Raw genomic sequence first — 22132 nt, forward strand, 5'->3', positions numbered from 1 at the left:
CTCCGGGGAACAGATGTTTTGCGATGAGGCCAATTTATCGCCGCTGCGGCGATGAATAAAGTGGCGGCCATTCCCCGATAGGAGCTCCCTATGAACCTGATGACCCGGCTGGCCGCAGCGCTGGCCCTGACCCTGGCCGCGACTGGCGCGCATGCCGCCAACGTGCTGGTGGTGCTGTCCGACGAAAATCACCTGGACCTGAAGGACGGCAAGGTGCTGTCCACCGGCTTCTATCTCAACGAGCTGATGCAGCCGGTCAAGCTGCTGCTGGACGCCGGCCACGAGGTGACCTTCGCCACGCCGCAGGGGCGGGCGCCGACGGTGGATGCGTCCTCGGTGACGCCGGCGTACTTCGGCAACGATGCGGCGCAGCTGACGCTGCACAAGGACCTGCTGGAGAATCTGGCGCTGACCTCGCCGACGGCCTCGCCGGTGGTCAGCCTGGCGCGCGTCGAGCAGCAAGGCTACGCGCGTTTCGATGCGGTCTACATTCCCGGTGGACACGCGCCGATGCAGGACCTGCTGAAGAGCCCGGCGCTGGGCCGTTTGCTGGCCGACTTCCACCAGCGCAAGAAGACCACGGCGCTGGTCTGCCACGGGCCGATCGCGCTGCTGTCTACGCTGCCGGATGCGGATGGTTTCGTGGCAAAGCTGGATGCGGGTGCGATGCCGGCCACGCCGAAGTGGATCTACAGCGGCTACCAGATGACGGTGATCAGCAACCAGGAAGAAGAGCAGGCCAAGCCGATGCTGGGCGGTGGTGAGATGAAGTTCTACCCGCAGACTGCGTTGCAGCGGGCGGGTGCGACGTTCAGCAGCAATGCCACGCCGTGGACCGGGCATGTGGTGGTGGACCGCGAGCTGATTACCGGGCAGAACCCGGCTTCGGCGCTGGAGGTGGGGCAGCAGTTGGTTGAGCGGTTGAAGTAGACCCGTTCGCTCCAAGCGCTGTTTTGACGAAGAGCTTCACTAGCGGCTTTTCAGTGGGTCATGACATCGCCGAACGATTCAAAGCCGCACACCCAACGCATCTAGTGTAGGCGTAGTCATCGTCCCCGTAGCACGAATGCCGTGCGCCAACTGGAACATGCGAAGTGCCGACTGTGTCTCCGGCGTCAGTGTTCCGTCAATGGCGCCCGGGTCGTAGCCCTTCGAATAAAGTGCGGCTTGCACACGCATGATCAGCAGCTTGAGCGCATCGGCATCGCGCCCCTCAGAAATCGGCTTGGCTGAGGCGCCGTGATCCACTGTCAGATTGTTGGTTGTAGCAGCCTTGGTCCGGCTCGCGGGCTGAAGGCTTTGCCCCTGATAGGTACCTGTGCCGCTTCCACTTCCACCGCTGCTTCTCGAACTGGCAGGTGCTGTGTAGGTGCTGGGTGGAGGTGTATAGGTCGCTGGTGGTGGGGAGTAGGAGCGATATGAACTGCCAGACCCGGAGGAATGGGAGCGGTGGGAGCTATGCGATCGATGTGAGCTGTGGCTGCGGTGCCCGGCGTACAGATTGTGGCGCCCTGCATTGAGCGAGGTGCTGAGTACGGTTGCGTACTTGCCATCCATCTCCGAAAGTCTGGACAGGTCGGATTGACCCTTGGGTGGCTCGGTGCCAAGTGCCCCCAGCGTGGCGGCGCTGACAATCATCAATGCATTGGACATGATCAGATTTCCAGTACAGGGGAGATCGCCCGGCTGGTCCAGGCAGGGGTGATCCAGGAAAAGAACCCGCCGCATCGCGATCGTACGGCGCACGCGTCACAGGCGGGAAGGTAGTCATTCTTCCATGGAGAGATGCTCTGGACCGCATAAGGCCAAAGCGAGCGGTCCAGTGCGCAAAGAGGCAGGTTGTAGAGCGAAACCGGGATGCCCGCTTCTGCGAGAGTCTCAACCGCTTCAGTCAGGGTGTGGGCATAGTCAATGGGGTCTGCCCATAGATCAGCCTGGTGTGCTTTGGCAAAGCCAATCGGCTCAATGCCCATGAGTGCGACATGCTCGACGAATGGCAGGTTTCGCCAGATGTAGCGGGCAAGCTGCACCAGTCGCTCGACGGTAGGCCGAACCAGAACGACTCGGATTTCCACCCGTTGGCGCGCTGCATCCAGTGCGTACACGCCGCGTAGTGTCTGGGAGAACGCACCTTCGCTTTGCACGACGTAATCGTGAAGGGCGTAATGGTCCCCATAGAGCGGTACCCCCCAGCTCAGATTCGGATGGAGGTCCGCAAACCGGCTGTGTAGCTCAGGATCGCGCAACCGTCCATTGGAAAGGATATGGATGTGGGTATTCGGTAGTTTCTCAGCGCACTTGCGTACGATGTCGACCAACCCGCTGCCCAGCAATGTAGGTTCGCCGCCACTGATCGCCAGTGATGGCTCTGCGACATCGATCAGGTCGATCAAATCGAGGAGATGATGTACACGCCAGTCGTCCTCCACCTCGCGCGGGGGCTGTGAACACATCAGGCAGTAGCTGTTGCAGCGTTCGGTGGCAAACAGAACGTTGCCGGTATCCCCGCGCCGATAGCGGATGGCTACCTTGCGTTGAAGGGGATTGAGCTCGACGACATCACCGGACTTGCAGAGGGCTGACGGGCCATCCAGGCGCACGTGTGGAACATCGTCAGGAACGTCGAAGCCTTGCGGCGTGAGGACAGCTCCCCAAGGGAGGCGCAACAACGCATCGCTGAGCTGTTCGGGTGCCACCTCCCTGACATCCAGCGCCATTCGCTGCAGGGGCAGGGAGGCTTGGGGGAAGTCGCCAAGACCGACCACCTTCAGCAAAGATGCCTTCGCCGATGGCGACAGAACCGCTTTGGTTTCAAGCGGCAGCATCAATGAGATCCTCAGTGTTTGCTTTCGGAACAGCCCAGGAACGCATCATCCGACGGCCCACTAGATCTTCCCGCTCATAGCGTTCCAGCAGGAAATCGAATAGCCCCATGTTCCGGGCGCAGAAATCGCTGCTCGGTCGGTGACCAATCGGGTCACCCTGGCGTGCGTAGTGCTCGATCGGGTCAGCACCGCACAGTGGCACGAACGCGCAGTCAGCACAGGTCGGAAGCGCCTCAGCCACGCCCGCTTCAAGCAGGCGGGTCATGGCAGGGGAGCCAAGCCAGTGCGCTACCGGTTGCGAAACATCGCCCAACGCGAATGTGTCATCTCCCATGGCCGCCAGCATCCGCGCCTCGTCAGACGGATAGACGCGCCCGTCATGGTCATAGATCACCGCACCAAGACCCGCGCCTGAAGGGGAGCGCAGATCAACGTAGCCATGCCCGAATGAGGTGAAAAGCTGGGAGAGCAGCAAAGATGCGTAGGACTCCTCCATGGCGTAGCCAGAACGATTGACCACCATCAGATGCGCGAAGGCACGCCGGTAAAAGGCGAGGAAATCCGCCGTCGAATAGCCTGTGCGGTGGGCAGTCCTGTTGGCGAATCCATAGGGACTCAGAGGCCGCAGCGAGATGCTGTGGAAACCAAGCTTCTGGTATTCGTCGATGATGGCTTCAGGCACCTCAAGGCTGCGCCGGGTCAGCGTCGTCAGCGCCGACACGCCGTCATCACCCAGCCAGCGGCGTCCGAGTTCTATGCCTTCCACGGTTCGCCGATAGCTGTCGCGGCCCGGGCGGGGGCGGTTGGCATTGTGGAGCGATTCGGGGCCGTCGAGCGATGTCGATAGCTTGAAGCGATGCTCAGCGAGGAATGCCAGTTGGGCTTCAGTGAGGTCGTGCAGAGTGGATGCAAGAACAAAACGAAGGTTACGGCCAGCAGAGCGATTACGCTCGACAATGCGCCGGGTAATGGCCATGACCTGCTCGAAGTTGAGCAGTGGCTCGCCTCCTTGGAACTCGATTGTCAGTTCTTGGCTTGGCCACTCAAACAGCCGCTCTACCGCCTGTTCGGCGTGCGAGCCGGCCATGTCGAAGGCTGTGGCTGTTGTCTCCTGGCGCGACACCTGGCAGTAGCTGCAGGTGTGGTGGCATCGAAGCGAGACTACAAAGATGTGCAGCGCTGGCCCGCCCAGGATGTAGGACTTGCGACTGCGAATCTGGCTCAGCAACGGGGACAGGCTGCTGCGTTCTGTGCCCGCCACTGCCAGGTGGCGGGCCTCCAGGTCGGCAAAGAGTGCCGAATTGGTTGGTAGCTCATGGGCGGCGAAGCGCTGCAGGTCATGCATGTGCATGAGCAGCCAGTCTCCCGCCATGGAGGATACAAATGCCCGATCTGGATCCCAAGGCAAGCGCCGGAAGCGGAACGGCAGCAACTGATACGCCTGAGAGGCGGCAAACGCCTCTGGATGCCTGAACTTGGACATCAGGCGGCAGTCGAGGGCTGGGCCTGGTGTAGCGCTGCCCTGATCAGTTCGAGTTGAAGCCCATGTGTTTCGGCCCGGACGGACGCTCTGATGCGTTCATCGAGCAGATCACGGGAGAACCGTGTAGAGAGGTCGACCGGCAGCGGGGAGCCATCCGTGGTAGAAAAAACCACCGCAAGATCAGCGCCTTGATTCAACAGTTCCACACCAAACTTGCCCGTGTAGCGATGCGCTGCGCGGGCCACCATGTCATCCGAAAACAGTTGTCGATCAACAATATAATGCGAGCGTTCCATTGCTCATCCCCCCCTGGATACGCGAACTTTGCGCCCTACGGGAGAATGTTGCAACTGTGGCAGGGGGGGGCCGCGTTTAAGGTGGCCGGAGGCAGGGGCTGGCACAGGTTCATCGGACCATCCTTGGGTGAATGGGGCTGACTAGGGGGTCAAATCAGCCTTCTGCCGAGAGCTAGGGCATCCACGCGTGGCGTGGATCTACACTTGGGCCTCCGTCGTAAGGAATCTCTCCCATGTTCTCTGGAAAGGTCGCGGTGGTCACCGGCTCCACCAGCGGTATCGGTCTTGGCATCGCCACGGCGCTGGCACGGCAAGGCGCCGACATCGTGCTGAATGGCTTCGGTGATGCGGCGGAGATCGAGCGCATCCGTTCCCGCCTGGAAACCGAATTCGGCGTGCGGGTGGCGCATGATGGCGCCGACCTTTCGCGTGGTGAGGCGGTGCGCGGAATGATCGACCACGCCGTTGCGAAGATGGGCCGCATCGACATTCTGGTGAACAACGCCGGCATCCAGTACACCGCATCGATCGAGGAGTTTCCCGCGGAAAAGTGGGATGCGATCCTGGCGCTGAATCTCTCGGCAGTGTTCCATGCAACGGCGGCGGCACTGCCGCGCATGAAGCAGCAGGGCGCCGGGCGCATCATCAACATCGCGTCGGTGCATGGGCTGGTGGGCTCGGTGAACAAGTCAGCCTATGTGGCGGCCAAGCATGGCGTGGTGGGGTTCACCAAGGTGACCGCGCTGGAAAACGCAGGCACCGGCATCACCGCCAATGCCATCTGCCCGGGGTGGGTGCGGACGGCGCTGGTCGAGCAGCAGATCACGGCGTTGGCGCAGAAGGAGGGCACGGATCAGGAAGCCGCCGCGCGTGCGCTGCTGGCTGAAAAGCAGCCCTCGTTGCAGTTCGTGACGCCCGAGCAACTGGGCGAGATGGTGGTGTTCCTGGCTTCGGACGCTGCGGCGCAGATCACCGGCACGGCGTTGCCGGTGGATGGGGGCTGGACGGCGCGCTAATTGGCGGGCTGTGCCCGCCGCTGCAGCATCGGCAGCGCCACCAGCGTGGCCAGGATGGTGAACAGCACCAGTGACGACCCCACCGTGCCGAAGCCCAGGCCACCTTTTTCCAGCGGCTTGGTGAGCAGGTCGCCGAAGGTGGCGCCGAACGGGCGGGTGAGTACGAAGGCGATCCAGAACAGGATGACTTGGTTGATGCCCTTGATGCGGGTGGCCAGCGCGGTGAGCGCGATGAGGCTGCCGATCAGCAGCGCGCCGCCGGTGAAGCCCAGCCCGGAATCGTCGGCGAGGAAGTCGCCCAGGGCGGTGCCGAGCGTGTTGGAGAACAGCACGGCGGTCCAGTAGAAGCCTTCGGCGCGACGCGATGCGATGTTGCTGACCGAGATCGACTTTTCCGACACCCGCCACGCCAGCAGCACCAGCGCCAGGCAGCCGGCCAGCAGGCTGGCGCCGGTGGCGTAGCCCAGGCCGAGCGTGCGGTCGAGCAGGTCGGACATCGTTGTGCCGGCGGTGCTGGTGGCGAGCACCACCGACCAGAACAGCACCGGGTGGAAGCGCCTCGCCGACAGCTGCACGGCCAGCAGGCCAGCGAAGATGGTGAGCAGGATGGCCGAGCTGGCCACGTAGCCCAGGTTGAGCGTCATCGACAGCAGGTCGCCCGCGGTCTCGCCAAGGGTGGTAGCGGCGATCTTCATCACCCAGAACGAGAGGGTGACCGCCGCCACTTTGCTGTGCAGGGAATCTGCGTCTGAAGCACTCATCGAACATCGCCTGGGGAGCCTGCGGGTGATGCTGTGGCGGGCGGCGTCGGAGTGTGGTCGGAACCGGGTTTGGCAGCGGTGAGCGTGGGGCGGGCGTTCAGCAGGGGAACGCGCTACGCTGCGGCCAGCACCCGGGACGGGGACACAGGGAATGGTCGGATTGATTCCATCGTTTGTGTTGGCAGCGGGTCTGCTGGTGTTGTCCGCGTCGGCAGGCAGTGCCAACGCGCAGCCGCGAGACGCCACGTATTCCAGCGTCTGCAGGCAGGCCGACTCGGGCGATCTTCTTGGCCTGGAGGTGTCGTTTGTCAGTGAGGCCGATGGCGGTTACGCATTGGTCCAGCGTTACGAGGGCGCGGCCATCGCGCCGGTGCTGATGCAGGTCAAGCAACGCGGGCGTGATCTTGTGCTGGTGAGCGGCGCAGCGGATTCCATTGCGCTGCGCCAGGACGGGAAGATCCTGCGGCTGACCTACCTTGATGGGCAGCTGAGCGCTGCGGGCAGCTCGTCGGAAACCCTGATCCCATCGTTGCCCGTGTGGCAGGGAAAGAGCGTCGCCGCTTGCCGTTAGCGCGGCGACGCTCCTTCAACCCGGGCTGGGATGCTCAACTCGGCTTCGCAAACACATCCAACCCCTTGCCCGTCTCCAACAACGACTTCAGGCTCGACAGCACGATCGGCCAGCCCTGGCGGATGCCGGTATCCATGCCGCTGCCCGGTTCCAGTTCATCGTGGGTGACGGTCAGCCGCACCATGTCCTGGTAGGGCACGATGTCGAAGGTGACCCGGCTGTAGGCATCGGGGTTGTCGGCCTGCGAGGCGGCGGCCCAGGTGATCACCAGCCGCGAGGGTGGGGTGCTTTCCACGACTTCGCCAACCAGTTCAACCGAGCGCGTTTCGTTGGCACGTACATGCTGCCAGCGCGACCCGGGTTTCCAGTCCGACACGTTTTCGTGGCCCCAGTAGCGGCTGGCGATCTCGGGGCGGGTGATGGCCTCGAACACCTTCTGCGGGGTGGAGGCGATGTAGATCACGTGGATGAAGCGGGTGGACGCTGCGGACATCGTCATTCTCCTTCCAGTTCTCGTTTCAGGTCATGCAGCAGGCTCAGCCGCTGCTGTTCGAACTTGCGTACCCAGCGCTCGTAGACTTCGTGCAGCGGCACCGGGTTGATGAAGTGCAGCTTCTCGCGGCCACGGCGTACGGTGCTGATGAGGTTGGCGTCTTCCAGCAGGCCCAGGTGCTGGGTGACCGATTGCCGGGCCATGTCCATGTGTTCGCAGAGCTGGCCCAGGGTCTGGCCGTTGTCTTCGCAGAGCAGGTCCAGCAGCGTCCTGCGCGTGGGGTCGGCCAGTGCCTTGAACACCTTGTCTGCATTCATGCGGGGCGTCTTCAGTTCCAGTTGTCGATCCTGACGTCGTGCGGGTTGGGTTGGCCTTTGCCGGTTTCCAGCAGGGCCTTGAGGCTGAGCAGGAACACCGCCCACTTGGTGCTGCAGTGGGAGGTGAATTCGACGCGTTCCTTCCAGCCTTCGTGGGTGAACAGGACGATGCAGTAGTCGCCTTCCTGTTTCAGCGCGAAGCGTGCGTGGGTGCCGATCCATTCGGCGGGGCCGGCGAGGAATTCCCAAAGCACAAGCTGGCCGGGAATGAGCTGTTCCAACTTCATTTCCATGGCGCCGATTTCCTGGCCGTTATTCGTGAAGCGCACCTTGAGCGTACCGCCGACGTCGCGGTCGCCGTGGGTGTCTTCGGCCCACCAGGCGGCGACGCCTTCGGGGGTGGCCAGGGCTTGGTACACCTGGCTTGCGGGGGCCTTGATGCCGACCCTGTGTGCGATATCCACCATGGCAGGTTCCTCGCGATGGGCGGGCAGGTGCCGTCCTTGGGGTGGACTATAGGCAGGTAAATGCCTGCATGTCAAATGTCGGTGTGGAGGGGATCTGCCAGGCATGGCCGGGCACTGCTGCGGCATTTGGTCGCAAGCGCTCGCAACTATTCCTAAGCGGTGCTGACGCATGGGGCGTTTACAGTGGGGTTACCCCCTCCAGGAAGGAGCAGTGCATGTACTACAGCAGTGGCAACTACGAAGCCTTCGCGCGCCCGCGAAAGCCGGCGGGTGTTGATGGCAAGCGCGCCTGGTTTGTTGGTTCGGGACTGGCTTCGCTGGCCGGCGCGGCGTTCCTGGTGCGCGATGGCCGCATGGCCGGTGAGCGCATCACCATCCTTGAGCAGCAGCAGATTGCCGGCGGGGCGCTGGATGGACTGAAGGTGCCGGAGAAGGGTTTCGTGATTCGCGGCGGCCGCGAGATGGAAGACCACTTCGAATGCCTGTGGGACCTGTTCCGCTCGATTCCTTCGCTGGAGATCGACGATGCCAGCGTGCTGGACGAGTTCTACTGGTTGAACAAGGATGACCCGAACTATTCGCTGCAGCGGGCCACGATCAATCGCGGCGAGGATGCGCATACCGATGGCCTGTTCACCCTGAGCGAGCAGGCGCAGAAGGACATCATCGCGCTGTTCCTGGCCACCCGGCAGGAGATGGAGAACAAGCGCATCGACGAGGTGCTGGGGCGCGACTTCCTGGACAGCAACTTCTGGTTGTATTGGCGCACCATGTTTGCGTTCGAGGAGTGGCATTCGGCGCTGGAAATGAAGCTGTACCTGCATCGCTTCATCCACCACATCGGCGGCCTGCCGGATTTCTCGGCGCTGAAGTTCACCAAGTACAACCAGTACGAATCGCTGGTGCTGCCGTTGGTGAAGTGGCTGCAGGACCACGGCGTGGTGTTCCAGTACGGCACTGAGGTGACCGACGTCGACTTCGATCTGCAGGCCGGCCGCAAGCAGGCCACGCGCATCCATTGGACCCACGACGGCGTGGCCGGCGGCGTCGATCTGGGCGCCGATGACCTGGTGTTCATGACCATCGGTTCGCTGACCGAGAATTCAGACAACGGTGATCACCACACGGCGGCGCGCTTGAATGAAGGCCCGGCACCGGCGTGGGACCTGTGGCGACGCATCGCCGCGAAGGATGCGGCGTTCGGGCGCCCGGATGTGTTCGGTGCGCATATTCCCGAGACCAAGTGGGAATCGGCAACGGTGACCACGCTGGATGCGCGCATTCCGGCCTATATCCAGAAGATTGCCAAGCGCGATCCGTTCAGTGGCAGGGTGGTGACCGGCGGCATCGTGAGCGTGCGCGACTCGCGCTGGCTGATGAGCTGGACGGTGAACCGGCAGCCGCACTTCAAGAACCAGCCGAAGGACCAGATCGTGGTGTGGGTGTATTCGCTGTTCGTGGATACGCCCGGCGACTACGTGAAGAAGCCGATGCAGGACTGCACCGGCGAGGAGATCACCCGCGAGTGGCTGTACCACCTGGGCGTGCCGCTGGACGAGATCGACGAACTGGCTGCGACCGGTGCGAAGACGGTGCCGGTGATGATGCCGTACGTGACCGCGTTCTTCATGCCGCGCCAGGCCGGTGACCGCCCGGACGTAGTGCCGGAGGGGGCGGTGAACTTTGCCTTCATTGGCCAGTTCGCCGAGTCGAAGCAGCGCGACTGCATCTTCACCACCGAGTATTCAGTGCGCACGCCGATGGAAGCGGTGTACACGCTGCTGGGCATCGAGCGCGGCGTGCCTGAGGTGTTCAATTCCACCTATGACGTGCGTTCGCTGCTGGCCGCAACCGGCCGCCTGCGCGATGGCAAGGAGCTGGACATTCCCGGGCCGGCCTTCCTGCGCAACCTGCTGATGAACAAGCTGGACAAGACGCAGATTGGTGGCCTGCTGCGCGAGTTCAAGCTGGTGCAGGAGGACTGAGCCGGCGGGAGGGTGGCAGCCGGTGAACGCATCGGCTGCCCCCACGCTTCACGCGATGCCGTCGGTGGAGCGGCTGAGCTGTTCCCAGGCATCGATTGTGCTGGCCATCGACGCCAGCTTCGCGCGCACCAGTTGCAACGCGTCGCTGCCCAGCAGCAGGTGGCTGGGCGGCGCGTCGCTGTCGATGATCTGCAGCATGGCCTGCGCGGCCTTCACCGGGTCGCCCAGCTGATGGCCACTCTTCGCCTCGCGCGCGCTGCGGATGGGGTCGAACAGCGCGTCGTAGTCTTCAATGCTGCGCGGTGCCCGTGCCATCGAGCGCCCGGCCCAGTCGGTGCGGAAGGAGCCCGGTGCAACGGCGGTGACGTGGATGCCGAACGCTGCCACTTCCTTGCCCAGCACTTCGCTGATGCCTTCCAGCGCGAACTTGCTGCCGCAGTACCAGGCGATGCCGGGCATCGTGATGAAGCCGCCCATGGAGGTGATGTTGAGGATGTGGCCACGGCGGCGCGCGCGCATGTGCGGCAGCACGGCCTTGATCAACGCGGCCGGGCCGAACACGTTCACTTCGAACTGATGGCGCAATTCGGCCAGCGTGGATTCTTCGAGGATGCCTTCGTGGCCGTAACCGGCGTTGTTGACCAGCACGTCGATGGCGCCGACGTTTGCTTCGATATCGGCGACGAGCGCATCGATGGCATCGGCATCGGTCACATCCAGCAGGCGGCCGAAGGCGCGGCCGGGAGCCAACGCTTCGAATGCCACGCGCGCTTCGTCGTTGCGCACGGTGCCGACCACGCGGTGGCCGGCGTGCAGGGCCTGCTGGGCGAGGGCGCGGCCGAAACCACTGCTGACGCCGGTGATGAGGATGAGGCGGGAGGAGGTCATGGTGATCAGGCTCGTTGGGGGAGGGCTTGCACGTTAGTGCTTGAATCGACGGCTACCCAGGCCTAGGATTCGTCCATTCTTGCCTATTCCTCTGGAGTGCTCGTGCCCGTGGTCGATTCCCAGCAAGGGCAGATGCAGGCGCGCATGGTTGGCCTGCTGCAGACCCTGGCAGTCGAGGAGGGCTATACGCTCACGCCGCTGCCCGGGGTGCGCCTGCTGCGCTCGAACCGGCCGCTGGCGCGCACGCCGGTGCTGTATGACCCCGGCATCGTGATCGTCTGCCAGGGCGTGAAGCGCGGCTATCTGGGCGGGCAGGTGTACCAGTACGACGCGCAGCATTACCTGGCGGTGTCGGTGCCGGTGCCGTTCACGATGGAAACCGAGGCCTCGGAACAGGCGCCGCTGCTGGCGATCTATCTGCACCTGGACCTGCAGCTGGCAGCGGACCTGATGATCGAACTGGGCGAGCAGGCCGGTGCAGGGCAGGTGCCCGCACAGAGCATGATGTCCAGCCCGATGCAGGCGCCGATGCAGGCCACGGTGCTGCGCCTGCTGGAAGCGTTGGCCGATCCGCTGGAAGCTGCCGTGCTGGGGCCAGCGCTGGTGCGTGAGCTGTACTTCCGCGTGCTGACCGGCGCACAAGGGGCTGCGATGCGCGAGGCGCTGGCCATGCGCGGGCGCTTCGGCAGCATCGGCAAGGCGCTGCGCACGATTCATGCGGCATATGCCACGGCCCTGGATGTGGGCCAGCTGGCGGCCGAGGCAGGCATGAGCGTGGCGACCTTCCATGACCACTTCCGCGCGGTTACCGGTACGTCGCCGATGCAGTACGTGAAGTCGACCCGGCTGCATCAGGCGCGGCTGCTGATGCTTCGGCAGCGCATGACGGCCGAGGCTGCGTCGCTGGCGGTGGGCTACGCCAGCCCGTCGCAGTTCAACCGCGAGTTCAAGCGCCTGTTCGCGCTGCCGCCGGCGGCCGAAGTGGCACGCATGCGGCGCAGTTTTGCCGTGCCGCCGGGGCCGGCAGAGGCGGTGTACGTGTCTTCGCATTGAGGGGCTCGGAACAGGACCGGCCTGGTTTCCTGGGATGCCGGCCAGCGGCCGGCACTACCGGTGGGGTATTGACTGCGCGTCTACCTACTAGTAGGTTACGGCATATGAAAGAGCCGCTCTCGCCCAAGGCCCTGGAGATCCTGGCCCACGCCCGTTCGCTGCTGGAGGCCGGCGGCTACAACGGCTTCAGCTATGCCGACGTGTCGGCGCGGGTCAACATCAGCAAGGCCAGCATCCACCACCATTTCCCCAGCAAGGCGGACCTGGTGCGCACGGTGGTCGAGCTGTACCGGGCAGAAGCGCGCGAGGGGCTGGCGCTGCTGGACCGGCAGCTGGACGACCCGTTGCAGGAACTCAACGCCTACGTGGACTACTGGTCGGCCTGCATCGCCGGTGGCACGTCCTCGTTCTGCATCTGCGCGATGCTGGCGGCCGAGTCGCCGATGATTCCTGCGGAGATTGCCGAGGAAGTGCGCGGCCATTTCGAGGACCTGAGCGGCTGGCTGGCGCTGACCCTGCAGAAGGGCGCGGCAACGGGGCAGCTGCAGCTGCAGGGCTCCGCGGCCGATGAGGCCAAGGCATTCATGTCGGCGGTGCATGGCGCGATGCTGGCCGCGCGCGGTTTCGGTGATGCCGGCACGTTTGCCACGCTGGCGCGCCTGGCGATTGCGCGGGTGAGCACCGCCCGCTGAATCCGGTTGTCGAGGCCTGCGAGGTTCGCGGGCCTTTCTTTTGAATACAGAGTCTACCTACTAGTTGGTTCATTCAATCCGAAGGAGTTTTCCCCATGTCACACGCACTTTCCGCCCTCGGGGTGATCCACACCGCCGTGAGCCTGGTTCCGGTACTTGCCGGTCTGTATGGCTTCATCCGTCACCGCGCCATCGACCCGGCCACGCATTCGGGCAAGGCCTATCTGGTCGGCCTGGTGCTGTCGGTGGCGACCTCGTTCACCGTGTCCAGCACCGGCGGGCTGAATCCGGGCCACGCCTTCGGCGTGATCGTGCTGCTGGCCGCGTTCGGCGGTGTGCTGGCCGGGCGGCTGCAGTTCCTCGGCCGCGCGCGACCGTATCTGTCGACCTTTGGGCTGTCTTTCAGCTTCCTGCTGTCGCTGGTGCCGGGCGTGAACGAAACGCTGACCCGGGTACCGCTGTCGCACCCGATCGCCGCGGCACCGCTGGCGCCGGTGATCCTGCAGACGCTGCTGGGTTGTGCTGTGGTGTTTGTGCTCGGCTTCCTGGCGCAGTGCTGGGGGATCCATGCACGCGCCGTACGTACGCGTGGCTGAGAACGCCAGCGCTGCGGATCAATCGGACAGCACGGCGTCGGCATCATCGCCGTAGCCAGCCCGGGCGCTGCCACACCGCGCGAAGGTGGCAGCGCTGGCCGGCAGGCCGGTGGCCTTGATGCCGCGCCGTGTGTCGCCGTCGAACACCTCGGCATAGCGCTCGGCGGCCAGCATGCCGTCGGGCAGTACGTACAGCAGAACGCGCTGCAACGTGGATTGGCCCGGCAACGGCTGCGCCTGCCGGAACGCAGGCACCTGCACGCGCGCGCTGTGCCACTGTGTCGGCGCATCGACGGTTTGCCAGCGCACCTGCAGCGGCAGGTCGAGTGGCAGCAGCGCGACGCCGGCCGGGTAGCCATAGGCTGTGCAATCCGCAGGCGCCGCCGGGATGTTCTCGATGGCCCTGTCACCGATGTCCAGTGCGATGCCATTGGCTTCCATCCGCACGATGGGCGCGCTGCCATAGTTGTGGATGGTGAACAGCACCAGGCCCTCGAAGCGGCTGCGCTGCAGATCGTCGGCAGTGGAGCCGCTGAGGCGTGCGAGCGTGGGCGCGACCTCCACATGATCGCTGTAGTGGTAGTAGAGATGTACGAGCTCCGGTGTGCCTGTGCGGCCCCATCCGGTGTTGAAGCGTGTGGTGTCCGGATAAGGCTGGCGGACCAGTGGCACGTCGGTGACGGCGCGATCCCCGGACGGCGTGGCGTAGCGATAATGGTCAACGGAACGCTTCAGGCGACCTTCTTCATACGGGAAGGCCCTGTCTGCATCGGACTGCGCGTTGGGGTAGCGGTGGAAGGCCACGAAGTGCCCGGGCGTGTCGCCTTGCATGGGCAGGTCCGGGCCTGTGCCGGAGCCGGTGGACGCGTACGGTGCGGTGTCCAGCCACAGGGGCTGCCCGCTGAGATTGATGTGCCGCTCGGCAATTGGGTCACGCGACCCGCCTGCCACGGTGGACCACGTGTGCTGCAGGGACTGCCACAGGGGAATGATGAGCATGGCCGCGACGGTCGGCACGAACATCAACGCATGGACGCGGCCGGGAACGCGCCCGCGCTGCCGCACCATGTAACGCAGCCAGGCCAGCACGAGCACCAACAGCAATGGCAAGCCGACCCAGAGTGCGATGGTGGCCAGCGCCACGACACCCCAGCCCAGGTTGGGAGTGGCCACCGCGATGAGCGAGAGCGTGGCGAGGAGCGCGGCCAACACCAGCGAAACGCCGATTCCGACGCGGTAGGTCCTGTAGGGGCTGTCGTTCATCACCGTTCCATCGGCAGTGTGGGGCGTGCCCCTATCTTGCAGCGATGATGACGGCGTGGAAAGTCGGGACAGAGGGCGCTCAGCAGCCCACCAGGCGATCCGCACCGATGCCGCTGCGATGCTGGCTGCGGTACTCGGTGGGGCTGGCATCGACCTGGCTGCGGAAGTGGCGCCGGAACGATTCCTGCGAACCGAATCCTGCGTGCTCGGCGATCCACTGCAGCGGCCGGTCGGTGGTTTCCAGCAGCTCACGGGCGAAGGCCACGCGCTCGCGGATCAACCAGTCGATCGGCGACAGGCCGGTGGCGTCCAGGAACTGTCGTTGCAGGGTGCGCTGGCTGAGCGCGGCCTGCTCGGCGAGGCTGCCGAGCGAGTGCGGCTCGCGCAGGTTGCGGCGCATCCATTCCATCAGCTTCGCCAGGCGGCTGGGCTCACCATTGGGAATCGCGCGGCTGACGCGCTGGCTGCGCCCGGCATCGCGCCACGGCGCCAGCACCAGCCGTTCGGCTACCAGGTTGGCCACGCGCGCGCCGTAATCCTTGCGCACCATGTGCAGCATCATGTCCATGCCCGTGGCCGAGCCGGCCGAAGTAATGATGCTGCCCGCATCCACGTACAGCACATCCTCGCGTACATCGACGCGGGGGAAGTCGCGTGCAAGCGCTTCGGTGAGGCGCCAATGGGTGGTGGCCTGGCGGCCATCGAGCAGGCCGGCCCAGGCCAGCACGAACGCACCGGAGCAGATCGAGGCGATGCGTGCGCCGCGTGCGTGGGCGCGGTTGAGCGCATCGAGCAGTGCCTGTGGCGGGCGCTCGCTGGGTTCGCGCCAACCGGGGATGACGATGATGTCGGCGTCATCGACGCTGCCCAGATCGCAAGGCAGCTGCACTTGGGTGTTGCCGAGCATGCGCAGTGCGCCGGGTTCGCCTGCGCACAGCTGCGTGCGGTACCAGGCAACGCCCAGTTCCGGCCGCACCGGTGCGAACAGGCCGACCGCGCAGCCGAACTCGAACAGCCCCTGGCCGTGGCAGGCGACGATGGCGACCAGTGGCGCGTTGGGATCGGCGGGCAGGGTGGGCATGGCTTGATGCTACGGGCGGCGCTGCGTGGCGCTGCGTGGTGCGCGGGCATGAGGTGATGCCTTTGGGGCATGTAGCGCTGCAGACCGCGTTGCCGCCTAACGTCATGACCAGCGGTCATGTGGGTGGCCGGATGTTACGGCTGGGTGACGCGATCACGCCTGTCGTGGCGGATGAACACGCTCTTGAATGGAAGCGTGTTTCCGGCCACCCCCCACGAGCCCCCATGCCTGCCGCCCACACCCCCGTACTGAGCACGCTTGCTGTCCTGATCGCCGCGGCCCTGGCGGCATCGCCCAGCCATGCCGCTGAAGCCGATGCCGAGCCCGCCACCACCGCAGCGGCCGCCAATGTGGCTGCGTCCACGCTGGATGCCGTGGTGGTGACCGGTTCGCGTACCAGCACGCGCACGGTGAAAAACAGCTCCACGCCGATCGATGTGATCTCCGCCGAAGACCTCACCGCCACCGGCCAGGGCAACCTGCTGGAAGCGCTGCAGCGTGCGCTCCCGTCGCTGAGCCAGATCGGTGGCTACCAGAGCGATCAGGAGAGCCTGATCCGCGGCTACCAGCTGCGCAACCTGTCGCCGGGCTACACGCTGGTGCTGGTGAACGGCAAGCGCCGCAACGCCAGCGCCTATGTGAGCGGGGCCAATGGTGGTGGTTTTCCCGGGCACGCCTGGGCCGATCTGGCGTTGATTCCGGTATCGGCCATCGACCACGTGGAGGTGCTGCGCGATGGCGCCTCGGCGATCTACGGCTCGGACGCGATCACCGGTGTGGTCAACGTGATCCTGAAATCGCAGGCGCACGGTGGCGATCTGTCGGTGGAAAGCGGGCAGAGCATCGATGGCGATGGCTCGCGTACCAGCGTGCGTGCCAATGTCGGCCTGCCGTGGGGCGCCGATGGCTTCGTCAACCTGTCCGGCGAGACCACGCGCCAGCACCATGCAATCCGTACCCGCCGTTACATCGATGGCTACCTGAGTTACCCGGCGGTAGACGCGAACGGCAACCTGGTGGCGCTGCGCCCAAACAACCGGCTGCCGGTGGGGGCTTCACCGAACCCGGCCGAGGCCAACCGCAATGCCGAGGCCAACACCATCCTCAGTTCGCCGTCGTATGCGTTGAAGGCCTTCGCCGTGAATGTGGGTCATGGCCTGGGTGAAAGCGCGCAGTTCTATGCCAACGCGACCGCCAGCGACCGCACCGCGCAGGCGATCCAGAATTTCCGCCTGCCCGCGACCATCTTCACCACGTACAAGGCGCCGGGCGTGCTGAGCGTGTTTCCGGACGGCTTCCTGCCGGTGCTGGAAACCAAGGAGAAGCAGTACACCGGTACGGCCGGCGTGAAGGGCCAGCTCGCGGGCTGGGACTACGACGCCAGCCTGACTGGCAACCGCAGCACCGTGCGCACCTACACGCGCAACTCGGTGAACTATTCACTGCCGTACCCGGGCTCGCCCACCGATTTCTATGACGGCAAGCTGGACTACCAGCAGGGCATCGCCAATCTCGATCTGCGTCGAGGCTTCGAGGTGGCGGCGTTCGCATCGCCGCTGGAAGTGAGCGCGGGCGCCGAGTACCAGCACGAGCAGTACGAGCGTGGGGCTGGGCAGTGGGAGTCGTATACCGGCTTCGGTGCCGCCGCGTTCGTCGGCTACTCCACGGCCGATGCGGTGAAGGCCACGCGCAACAGCAAGGCGGTGTATGTGGGCGCGGCGACCAACATCACTTCGCGCTGGTACCTGGATGCGGCCGCGCGCTGGGAAGACCATTCGGATTTCGGCAGTGTCTCGACCGGGCGCCTGACCACGCGCTTTGATTTCACCGAGGCACTGGGCCTGCGCGCGACGGTCAGCAACGGCTTCCATGCCCCCAGCCTGGGCGCGCAGTTCTACCAGGCCACCGGCAGCTGCCCGTGCGGCACCACGCTGGTGGCGCAGGTGTCCTCGCCGGCGGCGATCGCGCTGGGCGCAACGCCGCTGAAGCCGGAGAAGGCCACCAACTACAGCCTGGGCGTGACCTGGGACCCGAGCCCGGCGTTCCATCTGGCAGTGGATGCGTATCAGATCGACATCCGCGGCCAGCTTGGCCAGTCCAGCCAGATCGGCTACAACGCGCAGGACCCGGCGCGGGTGACCGACAACAGCGGCACGGTGCTGAGCGCGGCGCAGAAGAACACCATCGATGCGCTGCTGGGTTCGGCCGGCATCAGCATCCTGCCCGGTGATGCGTTCTACGCCAGCTACTTCACCAACGTGGGCAACACGCGCACGCGCGGCGTCGAGCTGACCCTGGAAGCCAACCAGGAAACCGCCTGGGGCAAGCTGCGCTGGAGCTACGCGGCCAACGTCGGCCGCACCACCATCCAGAAGGTCAGCGACATTCCGGCGGCACTGCAGGGTCTGCCGAACATCAACCTGCTGACAAAGTCCAGCGAGTACGCGCTGCGCTTCCGCACGCCCAGCTACACGCAGGTGGCAGGGCTGGGCTGGCAGAACGGGCGTTGGCGCTCGAACCTGGACTTCACCTACTACGGCCCGATCAAGCGCCTGAACAACGGCGTGGAGTACAAGCAGCCGCCGGTGCTGGTGACCAACCTTTCCGGTGCGGTGGAACTGGGTGTGGGCTGGAGTGCGGCGCTGGGCATCAACAACGTGTTCGACAAGCGCACCCGCAAGGTGCCTGAGTACGCGCGCAGTGCCACCGATGTGGCCAGCATCGAGACCACGTGGGATAGCGGCGATGTGCTGGGCAATGTTGGCGCGTATTGGTACGGGCGGGTCAATTACCGGTTCTGAGGTTCAGGCCAACGGCAGTCGAGCATGGCTCGACTCTACAACGGCGAAAGCAGCCGGGCAGGGCTCGGCTCTACATGGGAGCGTTTCATGTCTTCTGCATTGAAGGTGGTTGCATTAGTCGGTTCGCCGACTAGTTCCGCGACATCGCGCACGTTGCTGCTGGTGCGGCATCTGCTGGAATCGCTGCAGCAGCGGGTGCATGCCAGTGTGGATCTGGTGGAGCTGGCGCCGATCGCGCGCTTGCTGGGCCAGTCGCTGTCGCGCGCCGAGGCGCAGCCGGAAGTGGAACAGGCACTGCAGGCGATCGAGGCTGCCGAACTGCTGGTGGTCGCCGCGCCGGTGTATCGCGGCTCGTATCCCGGCCTGTTCAAGCATCTGGTGGATTTCATCGAACTGGAGGCATTGGTGGATACGCCGGTACTGCTGGCGGCGACCGGGGGCAGTGAGCGCCATGCGCTGGTGATTGATCATCAGCTACGGCCGTTGTTCAGTTTCCTGCAGGCGCACACGCTGCCGATCGGGGTGTATGCCACGCCGGCCGACTTCGACGGCGAGCGCATCCACAACGCTGCCTTGCAGGCCCGGATCGCGCTGGCGGCCGAGCGTGCGGTCGGGCATCTGGCCGCGCAGGCTCGCGTGCTGCCGGTGCCGCTTCGGCGCATTGCCTGACGCCATAACCGGCGGCGCTTTGCTTATGGCCAAGGCGCATCTGCATGGCCGGATCTGACCGCCGATTGTCGCCTGGCATCGCTGTTGCCGGCGCTGGCTTCTCTAGCATCGAAATCGAATCGGCATTGCATTGCCGGCCCTGATGAGGACGACTCCGTGAGTCTGCACGCAACCGACAAACCCATCCTGTTCCTGCTCGACCGTGAGTTCGAGGACGGCCAGATTCCCGGGCAGCGCTTCTTCTGCAGGCACAGCCTGTTGCTGGAAGGAGCGCTGTCGAGCATCGACGGCCTGGACGCGCAATTGGATGTGCGACGCATCGGCTTCGCGCGGCCGCGCCGCGAGGTGATCGCCGAGATCGGTGAACAGGACCAGTCACTGCCGAAGCTGGTATTGCCGCAGGGCGTGCGCAGTGAGCTTGCCAGCGGTGCGCACCAGGACCGCCAGTACATCTCCGGTGCCGAACCGATCCTGGCGGCGCTGAACGGGTTGCTTGGCATTCCCGTGGCCCACCCCTGAGCGAGGACGCGACGATGAGCTACCTGATCAGCGTGTTGGACAAGAGCCCGGTGGCCGAAGGTGCCTCGCCCGAGCAGGCGCTGCGCCACAGCCTGCAGCTGGCGCAGCGCGCCGAGCAGCTGGGCTACCACCGCTACTGGTTTGCCGAGCACCATGCCGCACCGACGCTGGCCAGCCCTGCTCCGGAAGTGCTGGCGGCGTGGGTACTGGCGCAGACCCGGCGCATCCGCATCGGCAGTGGCGGCGTGATGTTGCGCCACTATGCACCGTACAAGGTGGCCGAGAACTTCAACCTGCTGGCGGCGCTGGCGCCGGGGCGGGTGGATCTGGGCGTGGGCAAGGCGCCCGGTGGGTTGCCCGCGTCGACCGCCGCGCTGGCCGCAGGGCGACCGGCCTTCGCCGATTTCGACCAGCAGCTGCGCGATCTGGAAGGCTATCTGTCTGGCGCCGAGGGCGAAGCACTGGCCCGGCCTCTTCCGCAGCAGGCACCGGAACGCTTCCTGCTCGGGGCCAGCCCGCAGAGTGCGAAGCAGGCGGCCGAACTCGGGTGGCGTTTTGTCTACGCCGCGCACTTCGACGGTGATCCAAAGCATATCGAGGCGGCCTTTGAGGCTTACCGAAGTGCGTCGACGCAACCACCGCTGCTGGCCACGGTGGCTTTCGCTGCGCCGACCACCGAGGCTGCCGCGCGCCATATCGGTGCGCTACGGGTCTACAAGCTGCACCTCGGTCCCGGGCAGACGGTGAATCTGCCCAGTCCGGAAGCCGCAGCTGAGTACGCGCGCCAGGTAGGCGTGGCCGACTTCCGCATCGAAGAAACACGCCCGAGCGTGCTGTCCGGTGATGCGCAGCATGTGCGTGACGAACTGGATGCGCTGCACCGGCGCTTCGGCGTGGGCGAGTTCATCCTCGATGCGCCGGTGGCCGACCTCGACGCACGCCTGACATCCCTTGAACTGCTGTCGCCCGCGCCACGCGCGGCGGTGGCCTGACCTGCAGGAGCGATTCCCATGAGCACGACCCCGCGCCACATTCCGTTCGGCATCATGCTGCAGGGCCCCGGCAGCCACATGCATGCCTGGAAGCATCCGTCCAATCCGGCCGACGCCAGCGTCAACCTGCAGTTCTACATCGACATCGCGCGTACCGCCGAGGACAACGGCATCGCCTTCGGCTTCGTCGCCGACGGGCTGTACATCAACGAGAAGTCGATCCCGCACTTCCTCAACCGCTTCGAGCCGATCTCGCTGCTGTCGGCGCTGGCCACGGCAACGAGAAAGATCGGGCTTGCCGGCACGCTGTCGACCTCGTACAGCGATCCGTTCACCGTGGCGCGCCAGTTTGCTTCGCTGGACCTGCTCAGCGGCGGTCGCGCCGGCTGGAATGTGGTGACCTCGCCGCTGGAAGGTTCGGGGCGCAACTACGGGCGGCCACACCCCGAACATGCGCTGCGCTACCAGATTGCCGACGAGTACCTGGAGGTGGTGCAGGGGCTGTGGGATTCGTGGGATGACGGTGCCTTCGTGCGCGAGCGCGACACTGGCACGTTCTTCGCGCCGGACACGTTCCGTCGGCTCGACTACAAGGGCCGCTTCTTCCAGGTGGAAGGGCCGCTCAACATCCAGCGTTCGCCGCAGGGCCAGCCGGTGATCTTCCAGGCTGGCTCGTCCGATGATGGCATCGCGCTGGCCGGCAAGTATGCCGATGCGGTGTTCACCCATTCGCCGTCACTGGAAGAAACCCGTGCATTCACCCAGAAGGTGAAAAATTCGGCGATCGCGCACGGCCGCAGCGGCAATGACGTGAAGATCTTCCCGGGCATCGGCCCGATCGTCGGCCGTACTGCCGAGGAAGCCGAAGCCAAGTACCAGGCGATTGCCGCGCTGGCCACGCTTGATGATGCGCTGGCCTATCTGGGCCGCTTCTTCGACCACCATGATTTCAGCCAGTACGACCCGGATGCGCCGTTCCCGGAACTGGGCGGGATCGGCAGCAATTCGTTCCGTTCCACCACCGACCGCATCAAGCAGGACGCGCGCGAAAAGGGCCTGAGCCTGCGCCAGGTGGCATTGGAAGCCGTGAGCCCGCGGCCAAACTTCATCGGTACGCCGGAGCATGTGGCCGATGAATTGATCCGCTGGTTCGATGCCGGTGCGAGCGATGGCTTCATCCTTGGCTTCGCTGCACAGCGCGAAGGCCTGGACGATTTCGTGACCCAGGTGCTGCCGATCCTGCGGGCGCGCGGCTATCACCAGCGCGAGCTGGAGGGGCAGACCCTGCGCGAGCATCTGGGCCTGCCATACAAGGCCAGCCGCCATACAAGCGATGCCGAACCGGCGCGGAAGGCAGGGTAGGG

At 65.0% G+C, this 22132-nt stretch carries 23 protein-coding genes; 12 read left to right on the plus strand and 11 right to left on the minus strand.

Annotation, left to right across the window (positions count from 1 at the left end; all coding sequences use genetic code 11):
* The first annotated feature begins 90 nt into the window (after positions 1–90).
* Positions 91–930, plus strand: a complete 840-nt coding sequence (locus K5L94_RS09970) for a type 1 glutamine amidotransferase domain-containing protein (RefSeq protein ID WP_274512512.1) — start codon at positions 91–93, stop codon at positions 928–930.
* A 78-nt stretch (positions 931–1008) separates the two neighbouring features.
* Here the strand turns inward: K5L94_RS09970 and hxsA are convergent, their stop codons facing one another.
* Genes hxsA through K5L94_RS09990 form a run of 4 tightly spaced genes read right to left on the minus strand, consistent with a single transcriptional unit; the run spans position 1009 to position 4604 of the window.
* Positions 1009–1653, minus strand: coding sequence for a His-Xaa-Ser repeat protein HxsA (gene hxsA, locus K5L94_RS09975; protein ID WP_274512513.1), 645 nt, complete (start codon positions 1651–1653; stop codon positions 1009–1011).
* 2 nt (positions 1654–1655) lie between these two features.
* Positions 1656–2825: a His-Xaa-Ser system radical SAM maturase HxsC gene (hxsC, locus tag K5L94_RS09980; RefSeq protein ID WP_274512514.1), complete on the minus strand. Its 1170-nt coding sequence runs from the start codon at positions 2823–2825 to the stop codon at positions 1656–1658.
* Positions 2812–4308 (minus strand): His-Xaa-Ser system radical SAM maturase HxsB, encoded by a 1497-nt coding sequence (gene hxsB / locus K5L94_RS09985; RefSeq protein WP_274512515.1) that lies wholly within the window; start codon positions 4306–4308, stop codon positions 2812–2814. Before hxsB ends, hxsC begins: the two co-directional genes overlap by 14 nt.
* Complete coding sequence (locus K5L94_RS09990) at positions 4308–4604, minus strand: hypothetical protein (protein WP_049403160.1); 297 nt, start codon at positions 4602–4604, stop codon at positions 4308–4310. The genes hxsB and K5L94_RS09990 overlap by 1 nt, the downstream gene beginning before the upstream one ends.
* A gap of 233 nt (positions 4605–4837) precedes the next feature.
* Between K5L94_RS09990 and K5L94_RS09995 the strand changes: the two genes are divergently transcribed.
* Positions 4838–5620, plus strand: a complete 783-nt coding sequence (locus tag K5L94_RS09995) for a 3-hydroxybutyrate dehydrogenase (protein WP_274512516.1) — start codon at positions 4838–4840, stop codon at positions 5618–5620.
* Here the strand turns inward: K5L94_RS09995 and K5L94_RS10000 are convergent.
* The gene (locus K5L94_RS10000; protein WP_274512517.1) at positions 5617–6381 is read right to left on the minus strand and encodes a COG4705 family protein; all 765 of its coding nucleotides are present in this window, start codon (positions 6379–6381) and stop codon (positions 5617–5619) included. The two genes, K5L94_RS09995 and K5L94_RS10000, sit on opposite strands and share 4 nt — an antisense overlap.
* Before the next feature lie 151 nt (positions 6382–6532).
* On the opposite strand from K5L94_RS10000, the gene K5L94_RS10005 reads away from it, so the two are divergent.
* Positions 6533–6952 carry a hypothetical protein gene (locus tag K5L94_RS10005; RefSeq protein WP_274512518.1) on the plus strand — a complete coding sequence of 140 codons (420 nt, stop codon included), beginning with the start codon at positions 6533–6535 and terminating at the stop codon, positions 6950–6952.
* Between the two features lie 34 nt (positions 6953–6986).
* Here the strand turns inward: K5L94_RS10005 and K5L94_RS10010 are convergent, their stop codons facing one another.
* The 3 genes from K5L94_RS10010 to K5L94_RS10020 are packed head-to-tail and all read right to left on the minus strand — an operon-like array spanning position 6987 to position 8229.
* Positions 6987–7445 (minus strand): SRPBCC family protein, encoded by a 459-nt coding sequence (locus K5L94_RS10010; RefSeq protein ID WP_197580732.1) that lies wholly within the window; start codon positions 7443–7445, stop codon positions 6987–6989.
* A 2-nt stretch (positions 7446–7447) separates the two neighbouring features.
* Positions 7448–7762 carry an ArsR/SmtB family transcription factor gene (locus K5L94_RS10015; RefSeq protein ID WP_197580731.1) on the minus strand — a complete coding sequence of 105 codons (315 nt, stop codon included), beginning with the start codon at positions 7760–7762 and terminating at the stop codon, positions 7448–7450.
* Between the two features lie 11 nt (positions 7763–7773).
* On the minus strand, positions 7774–8229 hold the full coding sequence (locus tag K5L94_RS10020) for an SRPBCC family protein (RefSeq protein ID WP_274512519.1): 456 nt from the start codon (positions 8227–8229) through the stop codon (positions 7774–7776).
* A 215-nt stretch (positions 8230–8444) separates the two neighbouring features.
* On the opposite strand from K5L94_RS10020, the gene K5L94_RS10025 reads away from it, so the two are divergent.
* A complete protein-coding gene (locus K5L94_RS10025; RefSeq protein WP_274512520.1) occupies positions 8445–10214 on the plus strand; it encodes an oleate hydratase in 1770 nt (589 codons plus the stop codon).
* A 48-nt stretch (positions 10215–10262) separates the two neighbouring features.
* Here the strand turns inward: K5L94_RS10025 and K5L94_RS10030 are convergent, their stop codons facing one another.
* Positions 10263–11102: an oxidoreductase gene (locus tag K5L94_RS10030; RefSeq protein WP_274512521.1), complete on the minus strand. Its 840-nt coding sequence runs from the start codon at positions 11100–11102 to the stop codon at positions 10263–10265.
* A gap of 108 nt (positions 11103–11210) precedes the next feature.
* Here K5L94_RS10030 and K5L94_RS10035 point away from each other — a divergent pair, with 108 nt between their 5' ends.
* The 3 genes from K5L94_RS10035 to K5L94_RS10045 all read left to right on the plus strand — a co-directional run bounded on the left by K5L94_RS10035 (position 11211) and on the right by K5L94_RS10045 (position 13443).
* A complete protein-coding gene (locus K5L94_RS10035; protein ID WP_274512522.1) occupies positions 11211–12155 on the plus strand; it encodes an AraC family transcriptional regulator in 945 nt (314 codons plus the stop codon).
* 104 nt (positions 12156–12259) lie between these two features.
* Positions 12260–12847 (plus strand): TetR/AcrR family transcriptional regulator, encoded by a 588-nt coding sequence (locus K5L94_RS10040; RefSeq protein ID WP_274512523.1) that lies wholly within the window; start codon positions 12260–12262, stop codon positions 12845–12847.
* 95 nt (positions 12848–12942) lie between these two features.
* A complete protein-coding gene (locus K5L94_RS10045) occupies positions 12943–13443 on the plus strand; it encodes a hypothetical protein (protein WP_274512524.1) in 501 nt (166 codons plus the stop codon).
* Between the two features lie 18 nt (positions 13444–13461).
* Here the strand turns inward: K5L94_RS10045 and K5L94_RS10050 are convergent, their stop codons facing one another.
* Together K5L94_RS10050 and ftrA are read right to left on the minus strand one after the other, a co-directional pair.
* Positions 13462–14706, minus strand: coding sequence for a hypothetical protein (locus tag K5L94_RS10050; RefSeq protein ID WP_274512525.1), 1245 nt, complete (start codon positions 14704–14706; stop codon positions 13462–13464).
* 79 nt (positions 14707–14785) lie between these two features.
* Complete coding sequence (ftrA, locus tag K5L94_RS10055) at positions 14786–15787, minus strand: transcriptional regulator FtrA (RefSeq protein WP_274512526.1); 1002 nt, start codon at positions 15785–15787, stop codon at positions 14786–14788.
* Between the two features lie 224 nt (positions 15788–16011).
* On the opposite strand from ftrA, the gene K5L94_RS10060 reads away from it, so the two are divergent.
* The 5 genes from K5L94_RS10060 (at position 16012) to K5L94_RS10080 (ending at position 22130) form a co-directional block, all read left to right on the plus strand.
* Positions 16012–18588, plus strand: coding sequence for a TonB-dependent receptor plug domain-containing protein (locus tag K5L94_RS10060; protein ID WP_274512527.1), 2577 nt, complete (start codon positions 16012–16014; stop codon positions 18586–18588).
* Positions 18589–18675: 87 nt separating this feature from the next.
* Positions 18676–19257: an FMN reductase gene (gene msuE / locus K5L94_RS10065; protein ID WP_274512528.1), complete on the plus strand. Its 582-nt coding sequence runs from the start codon at positions 18676–18678 to the stop codon at positions 19255–19257.
* Between the two features lie 156 nt (positions 19258–19413).
* Positions 19414–19776 (plus strand): DUF3088 family protein, encoded by a 363-nt coding sequence (locus tag K5L94_RS10070; RefSeq protein ID WP_049457245.1) that lies wholly within the window; start codon positions 19414–19416, stop codon positions 19774–19776.
* A 14-nt stretch (positions 19777–19790) separates the two neighbouring features.
* Positions 19791–20768 carry an LLM class flavin-dependent oxidoreductase gene (locus tag K5L94_RS10075; protein WP_274512529.1) on the plus strand — a complete coding sequence of 326 codons (978 nt, stop codon included), beginning with the start codon at positions 19791–19793 and terminating at the stop codon, positions 20766–20768.
* An 18-nt stretch (positions 20769–20786) separates the two neighbouring features.
* Entirely contained in the window at positions 20787–22130 is a 1344-nt protein-coding gene (locus tag K5L94_RS10080; protein ID WP_053449551.1) for an LLM class flavin-dependent oxidoreductase, read from the plus strand.
* Positions 22131–22132: the final 2 nt, after the last annotated feature.

It is taken from the genome of Stenotrophomonas forensis, from assembly GCF_028752115.1.
GTDB classification, from domain to species: domain Bacteria; phylum Pseudomonadota; class Gammaproteobacteria; order Xanthomonadales; family Xanthomonadaceae; genus Stenotrophomonas; species Stenotrophomonas forensis.